This window comes from Kaistella haifensis DSM 19056, assembly GCF_000735695.2.
GTDB classification, from domain to species: Bacteria; Bacteroidota; Bacteroidia; order Flavobacteriales; family Weeksellaceae; genus Kaistella; species Kaistella haifensis.
On sequence record NZ_JASZ02000015.1, the window covers coordinates 24,258 to 44,546 of the forward strand.

Genomic DNA, 20,289 nt, shown 5'->3' on the forward strand with positions numbered 1-20,289 from the left:
AAAATGCTGATCAAAAATATAGAACAACGAATAAAAATCAACAAAATTGTTTCCCTCGGAACGGTGGCTTTTGCAGTAATTATCGTGTTGGCGGGTTTCTTTTTTGCCTACAAAATGATTCAGGATTCCAGAAAGTCCATCTACATTCTGGATAACGGCGTTCCGGTTTTGGCAAAGCAGACCGATGTACTGCTGAACCGACCTGTGGAATACAAAGCCCAGATAGAACTCTTTCACCGGCTGTTTTTCACGCTCGCTCCCGATGATGCCTACATCAAGGAAAATATACAAAAGTCCTTATATCTCATTGACGACAGTGGAAAAAAAGAATACACCAACCTCAAGGAAAAAGGATTCTACAACCAGATTGTAGCTTCGAGTTCGATGGTGAGCATCCATGCCGATTCCATTTCACTCAATATGGAACAAAAGAAATTCTCCTTTTACGGAAAGCAGATGATTACTAGAAAATCAGCGGTCATTACCCGGAAGCTCAATACCGAGGGGTTCTTTGAAGACATTATCCGTAGTCCCAACAATCCTCACGGTGTACTGCTTAAGAACTGGAGAATTCTCGACAATGAGGAACTGTCCAACCAAGCCAAAAACTCTTATTAAAAATGATTGCCTTAATAAAACAAATTGTAAAGACCGCACTGGAATGGGCGGCGAAACATCCGAAGAAGTTTTTCACCTATTCGATGATTTTTCTGTCGGTGTCGTTTGTCGGATCGCTGATTCAGGGAATTTTCTTCCCTTCTGATTCATTGTTCAAAATCAAGCCTCCGGTGCTTTATGACAAAAGCACGGTTCATCAAAATTCCAATGCGAAAAAGGACAGGGAAATGGAAAACATTGTGGAGGAACTTAAAATTTTAAAACTGAAAAGAGACCGAAACGAACTTCGTAAGGAGGACAGCCTGAGAATAGAATACCTGTACAGCCAATACCAAAAACTAAAAAATACCAGTAGTACCAGAGGCAATTGAATTAAAAATATCAACTCAATGAAAAAAATAAACTTTAAAGACAAGAAATATGTGCTGCCGCTGTTGGCCCTTCCGTTTCTGCTGTTTTTCATCTATGTGGGAGCGCAGTTCACAAAGGAAGACACCCAAAAGGATCAGCCTAAAGAACTTTCGACATCATTTGGTGAAACACAGGACTCCATTCTGACCAAAAATGATGCTTACGATGCATTTTTTAAAAAGGATGACAACCGGACGATGCTGGAAGGATTGGACAAGGAGCAGGACAGTCTGTTGAGTTATGAAGACCAACTCTCGCTTGACCAGAAACGAAAGATAGATTCCTTAAAGGCGGTGTCATCAAGACAGAATCATAATACGGTAAAAGGTAAAACGTCGTCTTATTACAATCCCAAAAATGAGGACAAGGATTACAATCGATCTGCAGACATCATCAGGATGCTGAACGACAAATCCTACGGAAAACCTGAAAACGAATATGCTTCAGAAAGTCCTAAGGAAAAAACACAAAATGTTCAGCCCGACCCGGTAAAATATCTGAAAGAACAGATGCTGGTGATGGATTCATTGGAAAAATCAAGAGATCCCGAATATCAGAGTAATTTACTGGCAGAACAGAAACTGAAAGCCAACAAGGAAAAAATGGACGAGTTTCTCAACTCTACGTTCAATGTCAGTAAATCGGGAATCAACAGCGGTTTCAATGCCTTTTACAAGGAAAAGGAAAATAGTTTCATTAAAGCCGTAATCGACGAGGACAACAAAGGTTTTCTCGGAAGCAGAATCCGATTCCGGCTTTTGGAGGACATTTTCGTAGGACAAAGAAAGATTGAAAAAGGTTCCATCCTTTACGGTCAGATTTCAGGATTTACTATGCAGCGGGTGGACTTAACCATTGTCTCGGTATTCACCAAAGGTGAAATTCTGCCGGTCCATCTCTCCATTTACGATTTGGACGGAATGAAGGGGCTGTATGTTCCGCAAAGTGTTTTCCGTGATATGATTCGTGAAATGGGAAGTAATTCCGTTCAGGGAACGCAAATGGATATGGGCGGTTCAGGATTCTTCACGAGCATCGGAAGCAAACTGTTTACCTCCACCTCTAAATCCATTGCCAATCTGATTAAGACCAATAAAGCCAAACTGAAATACAATTCCTATGTCTTTCTGATTGACGAAAAACAACTTAAAAATTCAAAAAACCCATAAAAGCCAAAAGATGAAAAATACATTCGTACTACTATTCGCATTAATCGCCAATATTTTGATGGCACAGACGGCAACCAAAGAACAAATCCTGTTGGAATTGCCCGAACTTGAAATTACCAAAGATGTAAACCTGCACATTATTTCACCGGAGCCGATTCAATATGTGGATTTATCGACACAAACACTGACTGGAGATTTACCGACCACCAACATTGCGAGAATTAAAATCACTGACAATATTCCAGTCGATACAAAAGAGAAAACAAAAACACCAACTTCATTCTCCAACGGTAGCACTGTCGGAATCATCACGGTAGTCGGACAATCCTTTATCGCACAATATAAGGCCGTTTACAGGAATTCTGAAAACAGGAATATCGCCACCAATATCCATATCCAGCCCGAAGCGATGCAGCCGATTGAGTTTAACAAAATGACTTTTTCAAATTTGGAACTGGCAAAGTTTGCAATGCAAATTATTCAGAAAAAAACCGATGAAAAGCCCATTCGTGAACAGAAAAATATGAAACTCTCGATGCAGCTCAACAACGTTTACGTGATGAGCGATTATATCTTTCTCGATTTGACTTTTGAGAACCGCACCAACCTGAGTTACGACATTGAAGATTTAAAGTTTTCGATTGAGGATAAAAAGATTTACAAAGCAACGAACAACCAGAGTATTGAACTGACGCCGATTTTTCGGTTAAACGGTCAAAAGAGTTTCAGGAGAAATTACCGGAACATTTATGTCTTCAAAAAGTTCACTTATCCGAATAGTAAAGTAATGATGATCCGGCTAATCGAAGAGCAATTCTCTGGAAGAACCATTGAAATGAAGGTGAACTATTCGGATATTTTAAAGGCAGATACATTTTAGAATATGACTATGGAATTTACTATTACGCTCGAACAGCTGGTTAATGGATTTCTGTACTTGCTATGGGGATGCTACGTTTTAATCTTTATTTCAATGGTTCAACAGAACACCGAGAAATCAGAACAGTTAGTTAACTGCCAGCAAAAAAATAATGTGCTGCAAAAACTTAATCAAAAACTTAATCAAGCTTATGAGGAACAGAGAAAAGAGAGTCAATCTTCAAAAAAAATCTGTGAAGAATTAACCAGGCTTGATTTAGTGAAGAATATTGAGACAAAAGCAGAAGAAATAATTAGTGATATGAATCAAATTGATGAAAATCTTGTGAAAATGCAGAAACAGCATGAGCAGTTGTTTGAAGAACAGAAGAAGTTACATAGCAGCCTTCTCCGCGAACACCACTTACTCAATCAATATTTTCAAAACTATACCTAATGCAGGAACAACAGCACCAGATAAAGATTTATGGATTCCTTCAGAAGGCGGTCTATGCCGTGGTTGCATTGGACTGTGCATCGTTGTTCTATCTGAATGCCGATATTCCAGTGGTCTCCAATCTGTTGAAGAATTTTTCAAAGATGAGTTTCTTTTATCCGCCGATCCATGCAAAATTTGCCACGCTTATTTTGATTGGTTTGGTAGCCATTGGAACGAAAGCGAAGAAAAAGCGGGATTTAAAGATTGCGACCGAAATTGTCATTCCGATGATGTTGGGATTGCTGTTGATTTTCTCGTCGCTGATATGGCAGAATGAGGCAGGAAATACAACAATTCCAAAGATACTTCCGGGATTGAATCTGTATCAAATGATGTATGCGGTGATGTCATTTTTGGGAGCGGTGATTCTTCAAATGGGAGCGGATTCTATCTCCAAACTGATGCAGCAGAAGATGGGCAAAGACCGATGGAATGTGGAAGAGGAAAGTTTCGACCAAAACCAGCAACTCGTTGAAACCGATACCAGTATCAATATTCCGTACCTGTTCAGGTTTCAGAAAACCATCAAAAAAGGTTGGATGAATATCAATCCGTTTCGAGGAACGATGGTGATTGGAACGCCCGGTTCTGGAAAATCTTTCGGGGTCATCAATCCCGCGATTCGTCAGATGATTGGTAAAGGATTCTGCCTGTGTATTTATGATTTCAAATTTCCCGATTTGGCGCAGATCGCCTATTACCATTATTTGCTCAAAAAAAGTAAGAATAAGGGCTACCAGCATCAGTTCCACGTCATCAATTTGAACGACGTGGAAAAATCCAAAAGAGTGAACCCCTTTAGAAAAGAATACATCCAGACTTTGGCGGAAGCGCAGGAAATGGCAGAATCGATGGTGTCCTCGCTTCAAAAAGGCGGCTCAAGTTCGGGAGGCGGTTCCGACGCGTTTTTCACGCAGTCGGCAATCAATTTCCTTTCGTCGTGCATCTACTTTTTTGCCAGACTCGAGAACGGAAAATATTCTGATTTACCGCATATCCTTTCCTTTATGAACCGCAGTTACAAAGAGATTTTTGATGCGCTGTTCACCAATGAGGAAATTTTATCGCTGCTGTCGCCGTTCAAGACCGCTTATGACAACAAGGCTTTTGACCAGTTGGAAGGACAGATTGGAACCTTGAAAATTTTTATGTCCCGATTGGCGACCAAGGAAAGTTTTTGGGTGTTTTCGGGTGACGAAGTCGAACTGAAGATTACCGACAAAGAAAATCCATCCATCCTGATTCTGGCCTCAGATCCGGGAACACAGGATATTAATTCCGCACTTTATTCCTCGGTTCTGAACAGGACTTTGCGATTGATCAACTCCAAACACAATTTACCGGGAGGAATTATAGCAGATGAATTTCCAACGATTTACATCCATAAAATCGACAATGTGGTGGCAACGGCAAGAAGTAACCGGGTTGCGGTTTTGCTCGGACTGCAGGAAATTCCGCAACTCCGACAATTCTACAAAAAAGAGGTCGCCGATACCATTTCCGCCATTGTCGGGAATATTCTGTCGGGTTCCGCAAGAGATAAAAACACTTTGGACTGGCTCGAAAAACTGTTTGGCAAAATCAAACAGAAATCCTACTCACAATCCATATCGCAGCAGGGAACTACGACGAGCATTAACGAGAAGATGGACAATATGATTCCTGCTGGAAAGATAGCCGCGCTTAAAACCGGAGAAATGGTCGGAATGATTGCCCAGGGCGAAGAAAACGACACCGAAGAATACAAAACTTCCGCTATGAACGGAAAAATCAACCTGGATTTAAAAGCCATCAAGCACGAGGAACAGAACTATGTGAAAATGCCCGTTTATTACTCCTTTGCGGACAAAACAGGAAAAGACCGGAAAGACGAAGTCCTGATGACCAATTTCAGAAAAATCAACAAAGAGGTGGAGCTCATAGTAAACGAACTTTCAAAAGAATAAAAGAATGCAACAGAAAATAATTAAAATCCTTTTACCCATCCTTATTCTGACAGGAAATTTTCTTTCGGCCCAGTTCAATACGCTGACTCCGACCTTACCAAAGAAATCGGAAAATATCAATGTTTCAGAGAATACTCAAAATCAGGTAAAGCCAACCAAAAATCCGCCAAAAAAATCTTGGAAGGAAGTATTCAACTTTACTTCAAAAACGGATATAAGGACTGAACTGGACTCCCTGAAATCATTGATAAAGCAGTATAACGCTGCAGGAAAATTGAGAAAAATGCAGTATGAAAATCTGCAAGATTCCCTAAAGCAACTGATTTTAAAGAGTGATAATAATAGTAAAAACAATACCCAATTAGAGCAACCAAATTCTATTTCTGATGAAAATGAATGGTTTCCATCCATCTCCAAAATCGTGATGCCCCTGAAGAATAATTTGTCTATCACTTCGGGTTATGGTTCAAGAATCCATCCCATTTTTGGAATGCGCAAAATGCACAACGGCATTGATTTGAAAGCCGACCACGAAGATGTTTACGCCGTCCTTGACGGAATCGTCATCGAATCGGGTTGGGATTCCAAAGGCGGTGGAAACTACATCAAAATGAAACATTTTGACCGATTTGAAACCGCCTATCTGCACCTGTCGCAAATGTATTACAGGACGGGAGAAAAAGTAAGGGCAGGCTTCATCATCGGAAAAAGCGGAAATACCGGAAATTCTACCGGACCGCACCTGCATTTCGCAGTAAAGGAATATAGCAGAAGCATCAATCCTGCCCACTTCCTCAACGACCTAATCAACGCAAACCAATTAATCGCCACATACTATGCAAACAGAACATTTACCGACCGAAGACCTTAAAAAATTCGGAATCATCAACGAAGACTTATCGTTTTCCAAAAACCTGAAAGCAGACGACATCCAAAAATTTCTTCAGGGCTACACCATGGTCGCCGACAACGGGAAAAACCGGGCAACCTTCCAACTGACGGAGAACAACACTAAACTCAAAGTCATCTTTTTGGAACGGGACAAAAGCATCTCTGAAATCATTGAAAACAGCAAGGAAAGAATTGAGTATTCCAATATTAAAAATCTTTCAGAGTCCAGGGAATCGAAACTTTCCCTTGAGAAAAAGGCTTTCATCTACGACAGGGAAAACAACATCGTGGCAGAATTTGACCTGATCAGAAACGCCACGGAACTGACCGCCATTATCGTCGATAAAAAGGACGTTGTGGAAATCAACCGCTACAAAGTAGAACTCCAAAAACTGAAAAATTTTCTGATAGACAAAATCGACCAATATCCCGAAATCGCCAAAGAGATTGAGAAAGACATCAACATCGTCTCAAGGGAAATTAATACCGTAAACAGCATCAGTCCGGACGAGAAGCAAATCTCAAAAGGACAGAATTCGGAGGTTCAACTCAATGTCAACGACAAAGACCTGTATGAGGATGCCAATAGAAATCGGGAAGAGCAGGAAGAGGAATCCCACGAACGCGAGAAACCACGAGGATTCAGACGATAATATTCAATTCAAAAAAACACAAAAATGGAAAATACTAATCCGAAAAATTTTTCGTCAAGATATGAAGAGGAGATGGACGCAACACGTTCGGGATTTTCATTAGAAGATGCCGTAGATGATGTTCCTTTCAAGAAGAACATCAGGGAAACAGACGGAAAAATTAGTAACATGGACATTAAAAACCAATCCAATGGAAAGAACACGAATTATGGCTTTGAGGAGGATGAGACAACACGCTATCTCAAAACGTCGGAAGGCGAAATATTACCCTACAAATTATTCTCAGCCGGAAATCATCTTGGTGGGGAATCCCATCTCCTACGGGAAAACGATTCACACCGAGATCCCACCGATTTTGCGTTAGTTGAAAGGCAGTTTGCTGAAAACAGAACCCTTTCGTTTACGGCAGGAACAAAAATTTCTGAAGTTTCGGATGTCGCTTGGCTTTTTCGTTCGTTGGAGGACGAAGCCGTGGAACATACTTTTGCACTATACCGTTTTAAGGACGATAGTTATCTCGTTCAGCATCTATCTTCAGGAGGAATTACTGCAACGGTAGTGGATTTGCGACTTTTGGCGGGAAATGTCTTTAAACTCAATCCCGAAAGCATCACTTTGGTTCACAATCACCCGAGTGGAAGATTGGTTTCAAGCCGTGAAGACCGTTTGATGCTCGACCGTCTGAACAAAATTTTTGACGATACCGGAATCAAAGTGGAGGACGGCATTATCCTGAATCTGCGTTCCGGAAAATACCTCACGTTCACCGCTGAAAGTATTACCGATGTTGTTCACGAACTGAAGAACCAAAACCAGTTTCAAAATCAGTTTCAAAATCAGTTTCCAGTTAATGTTTACAGTTTCAGCAAGCAGGTTTTTGCAGAGAATTACCAACCGAAACGCATCAACGGTCCCGAAGACATTGCCGCCTATCTTTCCTCCCAGAAATTTGGACTTTCGGACAGAACCGAAGCCCTCATTTTGAACAACGCCAACGAGATTGTAGGAAAATTTGTTCTTCCGCAACACCACCAGTTGGAAAAACTCACGGAATTATTGACCATTCACGCAGGAACAGCCACTATTCTTTATGGAAATAACGTCACTGATGAAATGTTCCGTTCCTACCGTGATAAATTGGCTTTATCGGGATTTACTGCCTTGGATGCGATCAGACTGAAAAGCAACAACTACTATTCGGCAGCGCAGGAAGTGGACATCAAGGTTTCTGATCATCTATTAAACAAATTCGGCAAAAATAATTTGAATGCTGAACCAATGTTATTTGAACCCGAAAACATACCGTATCGCAGTATTTCGGAAAATAAAAACCCTTTGACCAATCCGGAAAATTTTGATTATGCCAAGATTTTTATAGATGACGCAGAAGGCAAGACCAAGCACGAATTTAAAATCTCATTAACAGACGATGATTTTGAAAATTACAAAGAAATTTCGGCAAAGATTCAACTGTATCGGCAATCACAGGATACGGTACTGCTTTTCATCAGTGGTCAGTTGCTGAGTTATGAGCCGAAAGAGCAGACCGAAGACATCATTCAATCTATTAAAATGATTTTCGATCTAACGACTAAGCAGGAAAAAAACATATTTAACAAACAACATTTTATTAACAACCAAAACCCCAACATTATGGAAACAACCAAAGAATTCAACCAGGTAGATTATTTTAAAAACCAGTTAAAGTACCTCGGTTTCGGCGAAAGTGAAAAGCTTCACAAAGATTTGGAGAAAGGCATCAAATCAAAAAATCAGGAATTTGAAATCAAGACATCCTCCGACAAAGCCCTTCCGGGAAATAAGGTGGACTTTAACCTGAAATTCAATAAAACGGAAAGTGGAGGCGTTTTTCTCAACTCGTACCACGCCCGACTTACCAACGAAAAAGGAGAGGAGATTTCTCACAATTTTCCGGTCAATCGGGAAAATACCTTTACCGCAAAGGAAGCCGTCAACCTATTGGAAGGCAGGAGCGTAAAAATCGAGTTTCACAACCCGAAAAGCGACCAATCTGAAACGGCGTTTGTCCAGTTCAACTTCGAGGAACCAAAAACCGACAAGGGAAACTATATGTTTCAGAATTTCTACCAAAACTATGGCGTGGACACGGAAAAAATCGTTGAAAAATCCAACCTCATTTTTGACAAGCCGGAATATAAAGAAAACACTATTAAATCCTTGGAAAAAGGAAATGTGGTGAAAGTGAAATTTGAGTTAGACGACAAAGTAGTGGAAGGCAAAGCGGTTCTGAATCCCCAATATAAAAACCTGAACCTCTACGACAGCGAAATGAACAGGATGAACACCAACAAACCTTTGCAGGGCATGGAAAATGAAGAAAAAAATGAGAAAGCCAATGTAAGGGAGCAGAGCATTAAACGATAAAATAATACCTGACCAATATTATCCAAAGGCGGCAGGTCAGCAATTGATTTGCCGCTTTTTAAAAACTACAGAGATGAAATTAAAAACACTTTTTATTTTATGCCTTTTGGCAATTTTTCTTTACTCGTGCCGCAAAGAAATCAAATCCGAAAAAGGAGGAATCGACCTGATTTCCAATGTTTATTTTGATGCCTCCAAAGGATTGGAGCAAAAGCAGAGTTTCCATTTGTCGAAACTCAATTATTCGGGAAACCAAATCATAGAATTCGTTCCCGACCATTCCTTTCCTGAAATCAACACGTAGACCTACTTTATACAGGACTCACTGTGCTATCCGATTGAAAATGATAACGGAAGCATTATCCTTTCAGAAGTTGCTAAAACTCAGAAACCGCAATTGGTTTGGAACAAGAAGGAAGGAGCCATTTTTTCAAAGGAACAGATTCTGAACTACCGAAACCGCAGAAAACTATCCGACACGGTTTTGTTCAACAAAAAATACAAACGTTTCGAGATTAATTCTCCGTGGAATTACACAAGGTTCTACATCTATCCCACGGACACCATTTTGTCGCATTCCATCTACCGGCATGCTGAAAAGGATTATGGAGGACGGTTGGAGCGCATCGATTCCTACAATAAGAAGACCGACATTTTCGTAAGTCTTCAACTTTTGCCCCGAAAAAATTGGGATGACGCAGCGAAAGAAATTTTTGACTTTAACCATTTTGTAAACAGCAGAAAAAGTGAGTGAACCATTGGCAGTAAACAGTTTTGTTGAGGATATTTCCATCATCGAAGGAACCCGGAATGAAGTTATTATCTTTAAAAACGATAAAGACAGAACCTCCTTTTTGGAACTTCTAAAACTGAACAACCAAAGCAATCACAGAACTTTGATAACGCTGCGTTCGGATGAAAACACCCCCAAATTAATCAGCCAGTTTCATAATTATGACGGCAAAATATTCCTTTGTCTTCCAGCAGATCAGAAATCAAATTTATCCACTCAGAAAATAATATCCGAACTACAAGGGAAAAATATCAAGGATGTCCGACTGCTTTACGGCATCTCAGAAAATGGACATCAAAATTTAGAGGAATATTTACGGAACAAACTCAACTTTGAGAATAAAAATATTACATTAGCAGAACAAAAAAACTCTGAAGATGAAAACCTCGTTATTAAATCCAACGGATTTTCCAACTCTCAGCACCTGGGAACCCAATCTCCTGGACGAAATATTAGAAAACCTTTCCAGAACGGCGAATCCCAGCAAAACGGAAATCACACAGGAAGACAAAATGTGGGCAGCGACGATGCTCGAAATGGATTTGCAGGCACAGAGCGGAGCGATTTGGGAAACGGAAAACAAGGAGGATATGTTAACGGAACACAACCGCAAAATGCTCCAAAAAATGAGAGAGCAAGAAATTTCGTGGACGGAATCGTATCCGCAGGAACTTCAGAAAATCCAACAGGAGAAAAATTAAACGAATCCAATAAAAATAATGAAGAATTAAATTCTCTTATTTCAAAATACAAAGGTCAGAAACTGACTAATGAACAGGTTGCGGAAGTGGTTTCTGCAACTTGTTTTGTTTCCGATGAAAAGAAGATTCTTTTAAAGGATAACGTAAACATTTCCGATGACCTGAAAGAAATCTGTCATCAGTTCAAAAGCGGCGGTACCGCCAAAGAAGGCAGGGGAATACTAGATGAATACTATACCGATTACACGATTGTAAACGCCGTCCGCAATTTAATTAAAGATCATTTCAAAAACCGTTCGAAAATCTCTGTTTTAGAGCCGAGTGTAGGAACTGGTAATTTTTTGAATGCAGCAAAAGATTTGGGAATTAAGACCAATATAACTGCTTTTGAAATCAATGAAACTACGGCAAAAATTGCAAAAATCCTTCATCCGGAAGCCGACTTTAATCTCCGCTCTTTTGAAACCGAATTTATTGATGAAAGAGGCAATAAGAAAGTCTTTTCCGACCAATACGACTTGGTCGTTGGCAATCCGCCTTATGGCGACCATCGTGGTCTGTATAAAGGTTTAGGCGAAGAAGCCAAAATTTCCAAGTATGAGGATTACTTCTTAAAGAGGTCTTTGGATTCCCTGAAACCCAATGGCATTTTAGCAATGGTGCTTCCGTCCGGATGGCTAAACCGACAAAACCATCTGAAAAACGGCGAAATCATCGAGGGATTTCGTTTACCGGTTGGTGTTTTTGCAGGAACGCAGGTCGGGACGGATATTATCATTCTCAGAAAAAACAATCAAAAAATATACAATAAAATTTCCAATTATTTTGAAAACCATCCCGAAAGAATTTTAGGCGAAATCAAAGAAAAAACCAACCGTTTCGGACGATTGGAAAACTATGTCCACGGGAATTTAGAGGACGCCTTAATCAGAATTGAAAATCTTAAAAACAGAAAAGAAACCGAAAGAATCGGAAATCTTTTTGAGGATTTGTTTTTGGAGGTTGAGGAAGAGAAAAAGGTTAAAAAATCAGTTAAAACCGAGAAACTCAGGAATAATTCTGAAGAAGATTTAAAAACCAAAAAAAAAATTGATTTTTCTGAACTCAATGGAAAAGTTGAACAGGTTCTTATTGCACTTAATTCAGTAAAATTCAAATCTCCGGCAGTTGAAAAAGAGATTGCAAAATACACCCAACTACAGTCCGAACTCTCTACTAATCCTCAAGATTTTGCTCAAAAACGGATTGATGACTTGACTCAAAAGGCGGACAAGATTATTCAGTCACAAAAAGAAAAAGACAGGGAATATCATATCCAGATCAAACCGGAACTCAAAAAAGGAATTCTGAAATATCAGTTTTTAAAACCGGATAAGGTAGTGGATGCCTCGCTTCAAAACAGTTCGGCAATTACTAAAGAGCAGGTCGAAGCCTTCCGGGAAACCGAATACGACGGAACGCTGAATAACTATGGAAAACACTATCAGTTTGCCAATTATTGGATGGAAAATGGGTTCACGATTTTTATTACGCCGAAGGAAATATCTATGCAAAATTGGAACAACTTGAAGTAGACTTCAGGGATAAATATGCCGTTGGTGGAACAGAAAACCAGTATGAAAAGCAAAAGAATTTACTTCTGAGTGTCCTTCCCAAACCAAAATCATTGGATGAAATTTCCATCAGTCCCAATCACGAGTTTGTCCACCAGTTTGATTTAGGAACTGTAGAAAAAGACCGATGGAATCCCAATAGCAGACAGACTGAAACCGTTTCTGTGCCGTATAACCTTGCCGAAAAGTTTAAAGATTTCGTGGGAACTTTGTCGAGTGACGCCTTTGCGGGTTCCTCTTCGTGGGAAGTCCGCGGTTTTGTGGACAATGAAGCCGTGACTGGAAGCGACAAGGAAAGAAACGCCTTGGTTCGTGAAAGGCGAAAAGCGGCGGCCAATGATTTGTTTCAAAAATTTTTGAGAGAAGAATTATCGGATGAATTGCGGGAAAGGTTTGTCCGGGATTTTAACCGAAACTACAATAACATCTACGTTCCGGACTATTCCAAATTTCCGCTTTTTTCAAAAATCCATCTAAACTTCAAGGGAAGGGAACTCAAATTAACCGAAGTTCAGAAAGCGGGAATTGGAAGGCAGACTACGAAAGGTGTAGGATTATTGGCACACGAAGTGGGGTTCGGTAAAACCTTGTCGGGAATATTGTCGATGCACGAAGCAATGGAACGAGGAAATGCCAAAAGACCAATTATTGTCGTTCCCAATGAAAGTATTCTGAAACAATGGGTAGAAACGATTTTCGAAACCATTCCAGAAGGCAAAGTCAATGTCTTGGGAAATCTCGGAAGAGATTATGACCTCTCAAAATTTGACAACAAGGACGGAGAAATTACCATCGTGACCTATGAAGGTTTCAACAATATCGGGTTTTCTGAAAATATTACGGAGCGTTTAGCATCAAAATTCTCCTACATCTCCGAAAATGAGATGCGCAGCGTGAACAGTATCAGCGAAAGGGATTTTCAAAAAGAAATCGAGAAGGAAAAGGAACTGGTCGGTAAAATGAAGCGGGGTAAGATTTATGATTGGGAAGACTTTGGCTTTGACCATTTGACTTACGATGAAGTCCACAACGCAAACCATATTGTCGGTAAAGTAAGAATTGAAGACCGAAGATTTGCATCAGATTTTAGAAGTCAAAACCAGCAAACTTCAAAATTGGGCATCAATACCTGGATGGCGGCTCAATACATTCAGGAGCAGAACGACGGCAGAAATGTAACGCTACTTTCCGCAACGCCTTTTACAAACAAACCTTTAGAGTATTATTCCATTTTATCGCTCATTGCCAACAAAAGGTTGGAGGAATCGGGCTATTTCAATGTAAACACCTTCTTTGAAACCTTTATGGAGGCGGATAACGATATGGAAATTGATGCAAAAGGCGATGTGAAATTCAAGGCGAATGTCAGAAGGTTTAAAAACAATTCATTGTTCCAGCAGTTGCTTTCAGAATTTATCGATATCAAAGGCGAAGAAGACAATCCCGAACTGAAACGGCCGAAGAAAATTAACAAAGAATATAAGATCGAGCAGAACGATTTAACCAAGGAACAGTATGAAATGCTCAATGAAAATTTCAGCGAAACACAAAAGGGAGCCATTCTCACGCATATTCTGAACGCAAGATTAATTGCTATTTCACCTTTTTTGTCGCCATATTATGAGGGGGAGGAGCCATCAGTTAAGCAATTTATCGAAGAATCAACAAAGTTGAAGCAGACGATGGATTTGATACAGCAAAATAAGAAAGACATTCCACAATCAGGACAGATTATCTATTCTGAACTAGCCGTTTCGGAGTTTCCCAAAATGAAGGAATATCTCGTGCAGGAAGTCGGATACAAACCAGAAGAAGTCGGAGTTATCACCGGAGCAACCAGCAAACCGAACCGACTGAAGATTCAGGATGAATTTAATTCCGGAAAAATAATGGTTGTCATTGGCAGTGAAGCCATTCAGGAAGGGATGAACCTTCAGGAAAATACGACGGATATATATATGCTTTCGCTTCCCTATAACTTCACCTCGCTTCGGCAGGTAGAAGGTCGGGCTTGGCGTCAGGGAAACAAGAATGAAAATGTCCGTATCAACTTTATGCTCACCAATGACAGTATTGATGTCTTTATACTTCAGAAGTTACAGGCAAAACAAACGAGATATTTAGAGGCGATGAAGAAAGGAGCCGATGTGTTGGATGTTTCTGACATTAGCACGCAGGAATTGAAAACCGCCATTATCACCAATCCTGAAACCAGAGCAAATATCGAAATCGAACTGATGAAAAAGCGTATTGAAAGCGAGAAAAATAGATTCCTTGCGGACAGCGCGTTTGTGTTGAGGAAGTATCAGGATTTCATCAAAGTCCAGGAGGAAGTAACCAAAGCACAGCATAACTATAACCGAATTTTGGGCTATTCAAAAGAAGATGGAGAAAAAGCAGAATATTGGAAAAGTCAATTGCCATTCTATCAGAAATCCATTGATAATGCTAAAGTTTTAGTATCAGAAATGATAGAATCCTTATCCCATAAAGGAGTTAATGTAACCGAAATTGAGCAACAGACTAAATCCACTGAGGAAAAGATTGCGAAATTGGATAAAATGTTGGAGGAGTTGCCAAAGGTCAGGGAAGGATTGGTTGAGAAGTATCGGGAGGAAAAGGAAAAGCAGGTGAAGATTAATGACGGTGTAGATTATGTTGGGGAGAGGGGAACTGAAAACTCTTTGTTATTCAGCGCTTCTAAAGTATATGAAAATGATAATCAAATTAAAGATGAGCAAAGAGTTTTTGGGAGAAAGAGATAAAAACCTATAGTTTTTTTTAGTAAAATTCGACTAACTAATTACACGATTAATATGTGTTATGACGACAAGTTTTTATTGCCTACTCAATATTTATCTTTGTGAGGTTGAATATATTGCACAGGCACTTGAGCATTCCCTATTTGCATGCTATAAATAAAATTGCTATTCTCTTAACTTTATGTTTGTATATTGTTTAAAGTTGATGCTGAAATGGGGGTAATATGCTGTTGTTATTTATAATTATATTATATTTGCTATGTGCTACACATTGTGTAGTTGATGGCGAACAAAGTATGAGTAAAGAAGTTGCTAATACATATAATTATATTGATGCTTATTTAGATGATGTTAGATCTAGAGGAAGATTTGCTTTTACTTTAGAGGAACTTAAGGATATTTTTGTCAATAATAGTGATAAAGCAATATTACAAAGTTTGCACAGACTAAAATCTAAAAATAAAATTGTTCAGGTTCGAAAAGGGTTTTATACACTCCTCCCACCGGAATATTCCTATCAGGGTATTATACCAACGAACCTTTTTATTGATGACATGATGAAAGCTGCGGAAAAGGATTATTATATTGGTGTTACCTCTGCTGCTGCTATCTATGGAGCTTCCCACCAGCAGACAATGGAAACATTTGTAATCACAAAAAAACCTGCATTAAGGAGCATCAAAAACAATAAAGTAAAAATAAATTTTTTAGTAAAAAACGAATGGGAAAACGAAGACGTCAATCATATAAAGACTGATGCTGGTTACATAAAAGTATCTTCCCCGGAACTTACAGCCCTGGATCTTCTATACTACATTGAGAGGATAGGGATAGATAGGGTGCTTACGATAATAGAAGAATTGCGTGAGATTTTAAAACCGAAAAAGCTTTTTAAAACAGCTAAGAGATATAATCAGCTTGCAGCAATACAAAGATTAGGTTTTTTATTGGAAAATGAGTTGAATGATGAAGATTTGGCACAATCACTATATCCATTAATTGAAAACAAAAAAGGAGCAAATATCCCTTTGTTTCCTGGAAGAAATAAAGAAGGGGAAATAAACAATAAATGGAGAATTATTAAAAATGTTACGATAGAAAGTGATTTATGATACCACGAAGATATATTGAAGAATGGAAGGAAATCGCACCTTGGCCAGAAAATAGTCAGGTAGAGCAGGATTTAGTAATATCAAGAGCTTTGGTGGAAATATTTTCAGATCCTTTTCTGAAAGAACATTTAGCGTTCAGAGGGGGAACAGCATTGCATAAATTGTATTTGGAGCCTCCAACAAGATATTCAGAAGATATTGATTTGGTGCAAATTAAAGAAGGACCTATTAAACCTATTTTAGAGAGATTGGGAAAGGCTTTAAAATTTTTAGGAACAAAACGAACGGTAAAACCGAAAGCACATAACAATACCATTGTATATCGTTTTGAATCAGAAATTCCACCTGTAATTAATATGCGTTTGAAGATTGAAATTAATTGTAGAGAACATTTCAATGTATATGGTGTTATTTTTGTGCCTTTCGAAATGAAAAATGGATGGTTTTCTGGGAAATGTGAAATCTCTACTTACATATTAGAAGAATTATTAGGAACGAAATTACGGGCTTTATATCAAAGAAAAAAAGGAAGAGATTTATTTGATTTGGATTTAGCACTTAGAAAATTTGATAATTTGAATATCGAACAGATGATTCAATGTTATAAAAAGTATATGAACTTTTCTGATGGAACCCCACCATCTCAAAAAATGTTTTTAAAGAATATGGAGTTAAAAATGGAAGATAAAGAATTTCGTGAGGAGATATATACTATTTTGAAACCAGATGTAGAATATGATAATGATAAAGCTTACGAAAATGTAAAAACAAGTCTTTTAGAAAGAATCTGATTAACGTATTGTGGCAAAACATTAATCTAAAATCTTAATAATATCAATGAAATTAACTTTGAATAAAAACAAAACAGAAGAATATCAGATATACAAATCTAAAAAAGGTATGTTAGTGCAGGGTAATTCTATAGAATTACTTCAAAATGATAAAGACCTGTCCGAGTTAAAAGGGAAAGTAAATCTGATTGTAACTTCACCTCCTTTCCCCTTAAATAATAAAAAACAGTATGGGAATGAAAAAGGCGAGGAATATAAAGAATGGTTTACCAGACTAGCTCCTATATTTTCTAAGCTTTTGGCTGAAGATGGTTCGCTGGTAATAGAAATCGGAAATGCTTGGGAATCAGAAAGACCGGTTCAATCCCTACTACATTTAGAATGTCTTTTGGGAATGGTAAAACATCCTGAAGCTGATCTAAGACTAATACAAGAATTTATATGTTATAATCCTTCGAAACTACCTTCACCAGCACAATGGGTAACTGTAAATAGGTTAAGGACGGTGGACAGCTATACACACGTTTGGTGGATTGCCAAAAATGATTTCCCCAAAGCAGATAATAGCAAAGTATTACGTCCATACAGTAAGAGTATGGAGCAGCTACTAAAACGACAATCATATAATTCGGGAAAACGACCATCAGAACATCAAATAAGCAAAGGTGGATTTCTCAAAGACAACGGAGGAAGTATCGCCCACAACTTTTTTGAGATGGAAGTTATAGATGAAAAACGGGAAGTTAGATTACCACATAGTGTATTAAGTTTTTCAAATACTAATTCCAATGATTATTTTCTAAAAACTTGCAGGGAAAAAGGAATTACGCCTCATCCAGCGAGAATGTCGGGGGGATTAATCAACTTCTTTGTGCAGTTTTTAACTGATGAAAATGATCTGGTACTAGATCCTTTTTCAGGAAGCAATACAACGGGATATTGTGCTGAAAAACTAGACCGTACATGGGTATCATTTGAGATCCAAGAAGATTATATTCAACAAGCAATTGTTAGATTTAATGAACCGAATTTAAAATCTCCATTAAAACCGCTGTAATTATGGAAAACTTAAGAGATGAATTTGAAAAAATTGCTAAAACAGATATTTTTGAAGTAGCAAAAGACTCCAAGAACTTTGTAGGGAACCCTTTCAAAATAGATTATAATAAAACAAGTCTGTTGACATGTGATGACTGGAAATATAATGTTGGAGGCATTGCCCAAGGTTGTTTTCTATTAGCATTCTATGAAAACGACTTTGGAGACGAAATCGTACACGAAGCACTACTATTAAGAGCATTGAGGCCTTGCCCTATTCCAAGTGACAATAATATAATCAGTTCCAGGATAGAATATTTTAAAGAAGAACTCAAAACTGCTGGAAAAAATAGACAAATTGATCAGTTTACCAGATTTGAATTCAGTTGTTCGGGTATGGAATGTTCTATACTTGGGACATTTTATAAAACGGCTGATGGAAAGGTAGAATTTGGTGCTGATTTGGAGAATTTTTATTCTCCTCATTTATACAAAGTTTACAAACCATCTGGTAAATACCTTCAATATATTGTAAATCTTAGGGATAATGATGGCCCATTAAAACCAGATTCTAATTTTCAAATAGGGACAGTTCGCTATAGTTCAAGCAGAAAGATTTATTCCGAAAGTGCAAGTACAGACGAAAAAGTATATATGCACACGAAAGATATATTGGGAAAAAGAACTGCATTGTTTGGTATGACCAGAACCGGTAAATCAAACACGGTTAAAAAATTAATCGAGGCTACCCAGGAACTTTCAAGTAAAGCGACAATTAATACTTCAATAGGTAGCTTTCAAGAAGATATTAACCCATATAATGAAACTGAAATTCCTAAAGTAAAAGTAGGTCAAATCATTTTTGACATTAATGGTGAGTATGCAAATAAAAACTTGCAAGATGGAACTGCAATTTTCGAAAAATATAAAGATGATGTTACTAGATATAGTGTGTTAGAGAAGAATGACTTTGAAGTATTGAAAATTAATTTTTACAAAGATATCCCAGCTGGACAGGAGCTAATGCGTGGATATTTTAAGCAGCTTGGAAAACAATCTGATTATGTAGAGGATTTCTTAGGGGTTAGTCTTGAAAAAGAGGGTGAGTTACAAAGGGGAGAAAAAATTAGATATGACAGAAAGATTGCAGCGTATAAATGCTGTTTGAAGTTAGCAGGATTTACTTTAGCAGGAAGCAATAAACTTTACTTTGAAGGATGCAAAGAAATTAACGAACAGGTAAAGGAAGGTGGTATTGATCCCCAAAAAGGTATTTCTTATGATGAAGCTATCACTTGGTTTACCCAAGTTTGGAAAAATTACGATGAATGGGATTATTTAAAAAATTATGAATCGAAGAAAGGAAAACCATGGGCAGATAATGATTTAAAAGCAATTTTAAGGTTTTTAACGCAATATAGAAGTCCAGGAGAAAAAGGTCCTGTCAATAGTTTCATAAAGTTACGCCCACTTGTGAAATATCACACAACGTCTGAAACAGAATTGTTTGAAGATAATATCTGTAAACTTGTCAAAGAAGGGAAAATAGTAATTGTTGATTTATCTCAAGGAGATCCTGAAATTCAAAATCTATATTCTGAAAAAATTTGTAGAGCAATTTTTAATTCATCAATGAGCAATTTCATAGATGCTAAACCTAATAATTTTATACAATTTTACTTTGAGGAAGCACACAACCTTTTTCCTAAAAAAGATGATAAAGATCTAAGTCAGATTTACAATAGAATAGCTAAAGAAGGTGCTAAACTTAACTTGGGAATGATGTACGCCACTCAAGAGGTGAGTTCAATTAGCTCAAATATTCTAAAAAATACACAGAACTGGTTTATAGCCCATTTAAACAATGAAGATGAAGTGAAAGAGCTACGTAAATTTTATGATTTTAGTGATTTCGCGGATGCTTTAATCAAGTTTAGTGCGAAGAATGACAAAGGATTTGTTCGAATGAAAACCTATTCTAACCCTTTTGTAGTTCCAGTACAAATAGGACTTTTTAAATAACAGGAT

The 20,289-nt window shown here is 38.1% G+C and carries 15 protein-coding genes and 1 pseudogene; all 16 read left to right on the forward strand.

The genetic code is table 11. The annotated features are described in order from the left end of the window. Positions 1 to 3: 3 nt before the first annotated feature. The 16 genes and pseudogenes from traK to AP75_RS08170 all read left to right on the forward strand — a co-directional run bounded on the left by traK (position 4) and on the right by AP75_RS08170 (position 20,283). Positions 4 to 618 (forward strand): conjugative transposon protein TraK, encoded by a 615-nt coding sequence (traK, locus tag AP75_RS08100; protein ID WP_031503019.1) that lies wholly within the window; start codon positions 4 to 6, stop codon positions 616 to 618. 2 nt (positions 619 to 620) lie between these two features. Further along, on the forward strand, positions 621 to 989 hold the full coding sequence (locus AP75_RS08105; protein WP_031503021.1) for a hypothetical protein: 369 nt from the start codon (positions 621 to 623) through the stop codon (positions 987 to 989). An 18-nt stretch (positions 990 to 1,007) separates the two neighbouring features. After that, positions 1,008 to 2,198, forward strand: a complete 1,191-nt coding sequence (traM, locus tag AP75_RS08110) for a conjugative transposon protein TraM (RefSeq protein ID WP_088264206.1) — start codon at positions 1,008 to 1,010, stop codon at positions 2,196 to 2,198. Between the two features lie 10 nt (positions 2,199 to 2,208). Further along, on the forward strand, positions 2,209 to 3,078 hold the full coding sequence (gene traN / locus AP75_RS08115) for a conjugative transposon protein TraN (RefSeq protein WP_031503023.1): 870 nt from the start codon (positions 2,209 to 2,211) through the stop codon (positions 3,076 to 3,078). Positions 3,079 to 3,087: 9 nt separating this feature from the next. Beyond that, positions 3,088 to 3,513, forward strand: coding sequence for a hypothetical protein (locus AP75_RS08120; protein ID WP_143755841.1), 426 nt, complete (start codon positions 3,088 to 3,090; stop codon positions 3,511 to 3,513). Further along, a complete protein-coding gene (locus AP75_RS08125; RefSeq protein WP_088264208.1) occupies positions 3,513 to 5,501 on the forward strand; it encodes a type IV secretion system DNA-binding domain-containing protein in 1,989 nt (662 codons plus the stop codon). The genes AP75_RS08120 and AP75_RS08125 overlap by 1 nt, the downstream gene beginning before the upstream one ends. Positions 5,502 to 5,505: 4 nt before the next feature. After that, positions 5,506 to 6,372: a M23 family metallopeptidase gene (locus tag AP75_RS08130; RefSeq protein ID WP_088264210.1), complete on the forward strand. Its 867-nt coding sequence runs from the start codon at positions 5,506 to 5,508 to the stop codon at positions 6,370 to 6,372. Beyond that, a complete protein-coding gene (locus tag AP75_RS08135) occupies positions 6,338 to 7,045 on the forward strand; it encodes a hypothetical protein (protein ID WP_088264212.1) in 708 nt (235 codons plus the stop codon). The genes AP75_RS08130 and AP75_RS08135 overlap by 35 nt, the downstream gene beginning before the upstream one ends. A gap of 24 nt (positions 7,046 to 7,069) precedes the next feature. Continuing rightward, positions 7,070 to 9,451, forward strand: a complete 2,382-nt coding sequence (locus AP75_RS08140) for a JAB domain-containing protein (protein WP_088264214.1) — start codon at positions 7,070 to 7,072, stop codon at positions 9,449 to 9,451. 73 nt (positions 9,452 to 9,524) lie between these two features. Further along, positions 9,525 to 9,755 carry a hypothetical protein gene (locus AP75_RS14840; RefSeq protein WP_317043839.1) on the forward strand — a complete coding sequence of 77 codons (231 nt, stop codon included), beginning with the start codon at positions 9,525 to 9,527 and terminating at the stop codon, positions 9,753 to 9,755. Positions 9,756 to 9,848: 93 nt separating this feature from the next. Then, positions 9,849 to 10,205: a hypothetical protein gene (locus AP75_RS14845; protein ID WP_317043840.1), complete on the forward strand. Its 357-nt coding sequence runs from the start codon at positions 9,849 to 9,851 to the stop codon at positions 10,203 to 10,205. Continuing rightward, positions 10,198 to 15,323, forward strand: a pseudogene (locus AP75_RS14880) (SNF2-related protein). Before AP75_RS14845 ends, AP75_RS14880 begins: the two are co-directional and overlap by 8 nt. 293 nt (positions 15,324 to 15,616) lie before the next feature. Next, positions 15,617 to 16,432 (forward strand): type IV toxin-antitoxin system AbiEi family antitoxin domain-containing protein, encoded by an 816-nt coding sequence (locus AP75_RS08155; protein ID WP_158212072.1) that lies wholly within the window; start codon positions 15,617 to 15,619, stop codon positions 16,430 to 16,432. Beyond that, a complete protein-coding gene (locus AP75_RS08160; protein ID WP_031502558.1) occupies positions 16,429 to 17,223 on the forward strand; it encodes a nucleotidyl transferase AbiEii/AbiGii toxin family protein in 795 nt (264 codons plus the stop codon). The genes AP75_RS08155 and AP75_RS08160 overlap by 4 nt, the downstream gene beginning before the upstream one ends. Before the next feature lie 46 nt (positions 17,224 to 17,269). Then, on the forward strand, positions 17,270 to 18,280 hold the full coding sequence (locus AP75_RS08165) for a DNA-methyltransferase (RefSeq protein ID WP_088264218.1): 1,011 nt from the start codon (positions 17,270 to 17,272) through the stop codon (positions 18,278 to 18,280). Between the two features lie 2 nt (positions 18,281 to 18,282). Next, positions 18,283 to 20,283, forward strand: a complete 2,001-nt coding sequence (locus AP75_RS08170; protein WP_088264220.1) for an ATP-binding protein — start codon at positions 18,283 to 18,285, stop codon at positions 20,281 to 20,283. Positions 20,284 to 20,289: the final 6 nt, after the last annotated feature.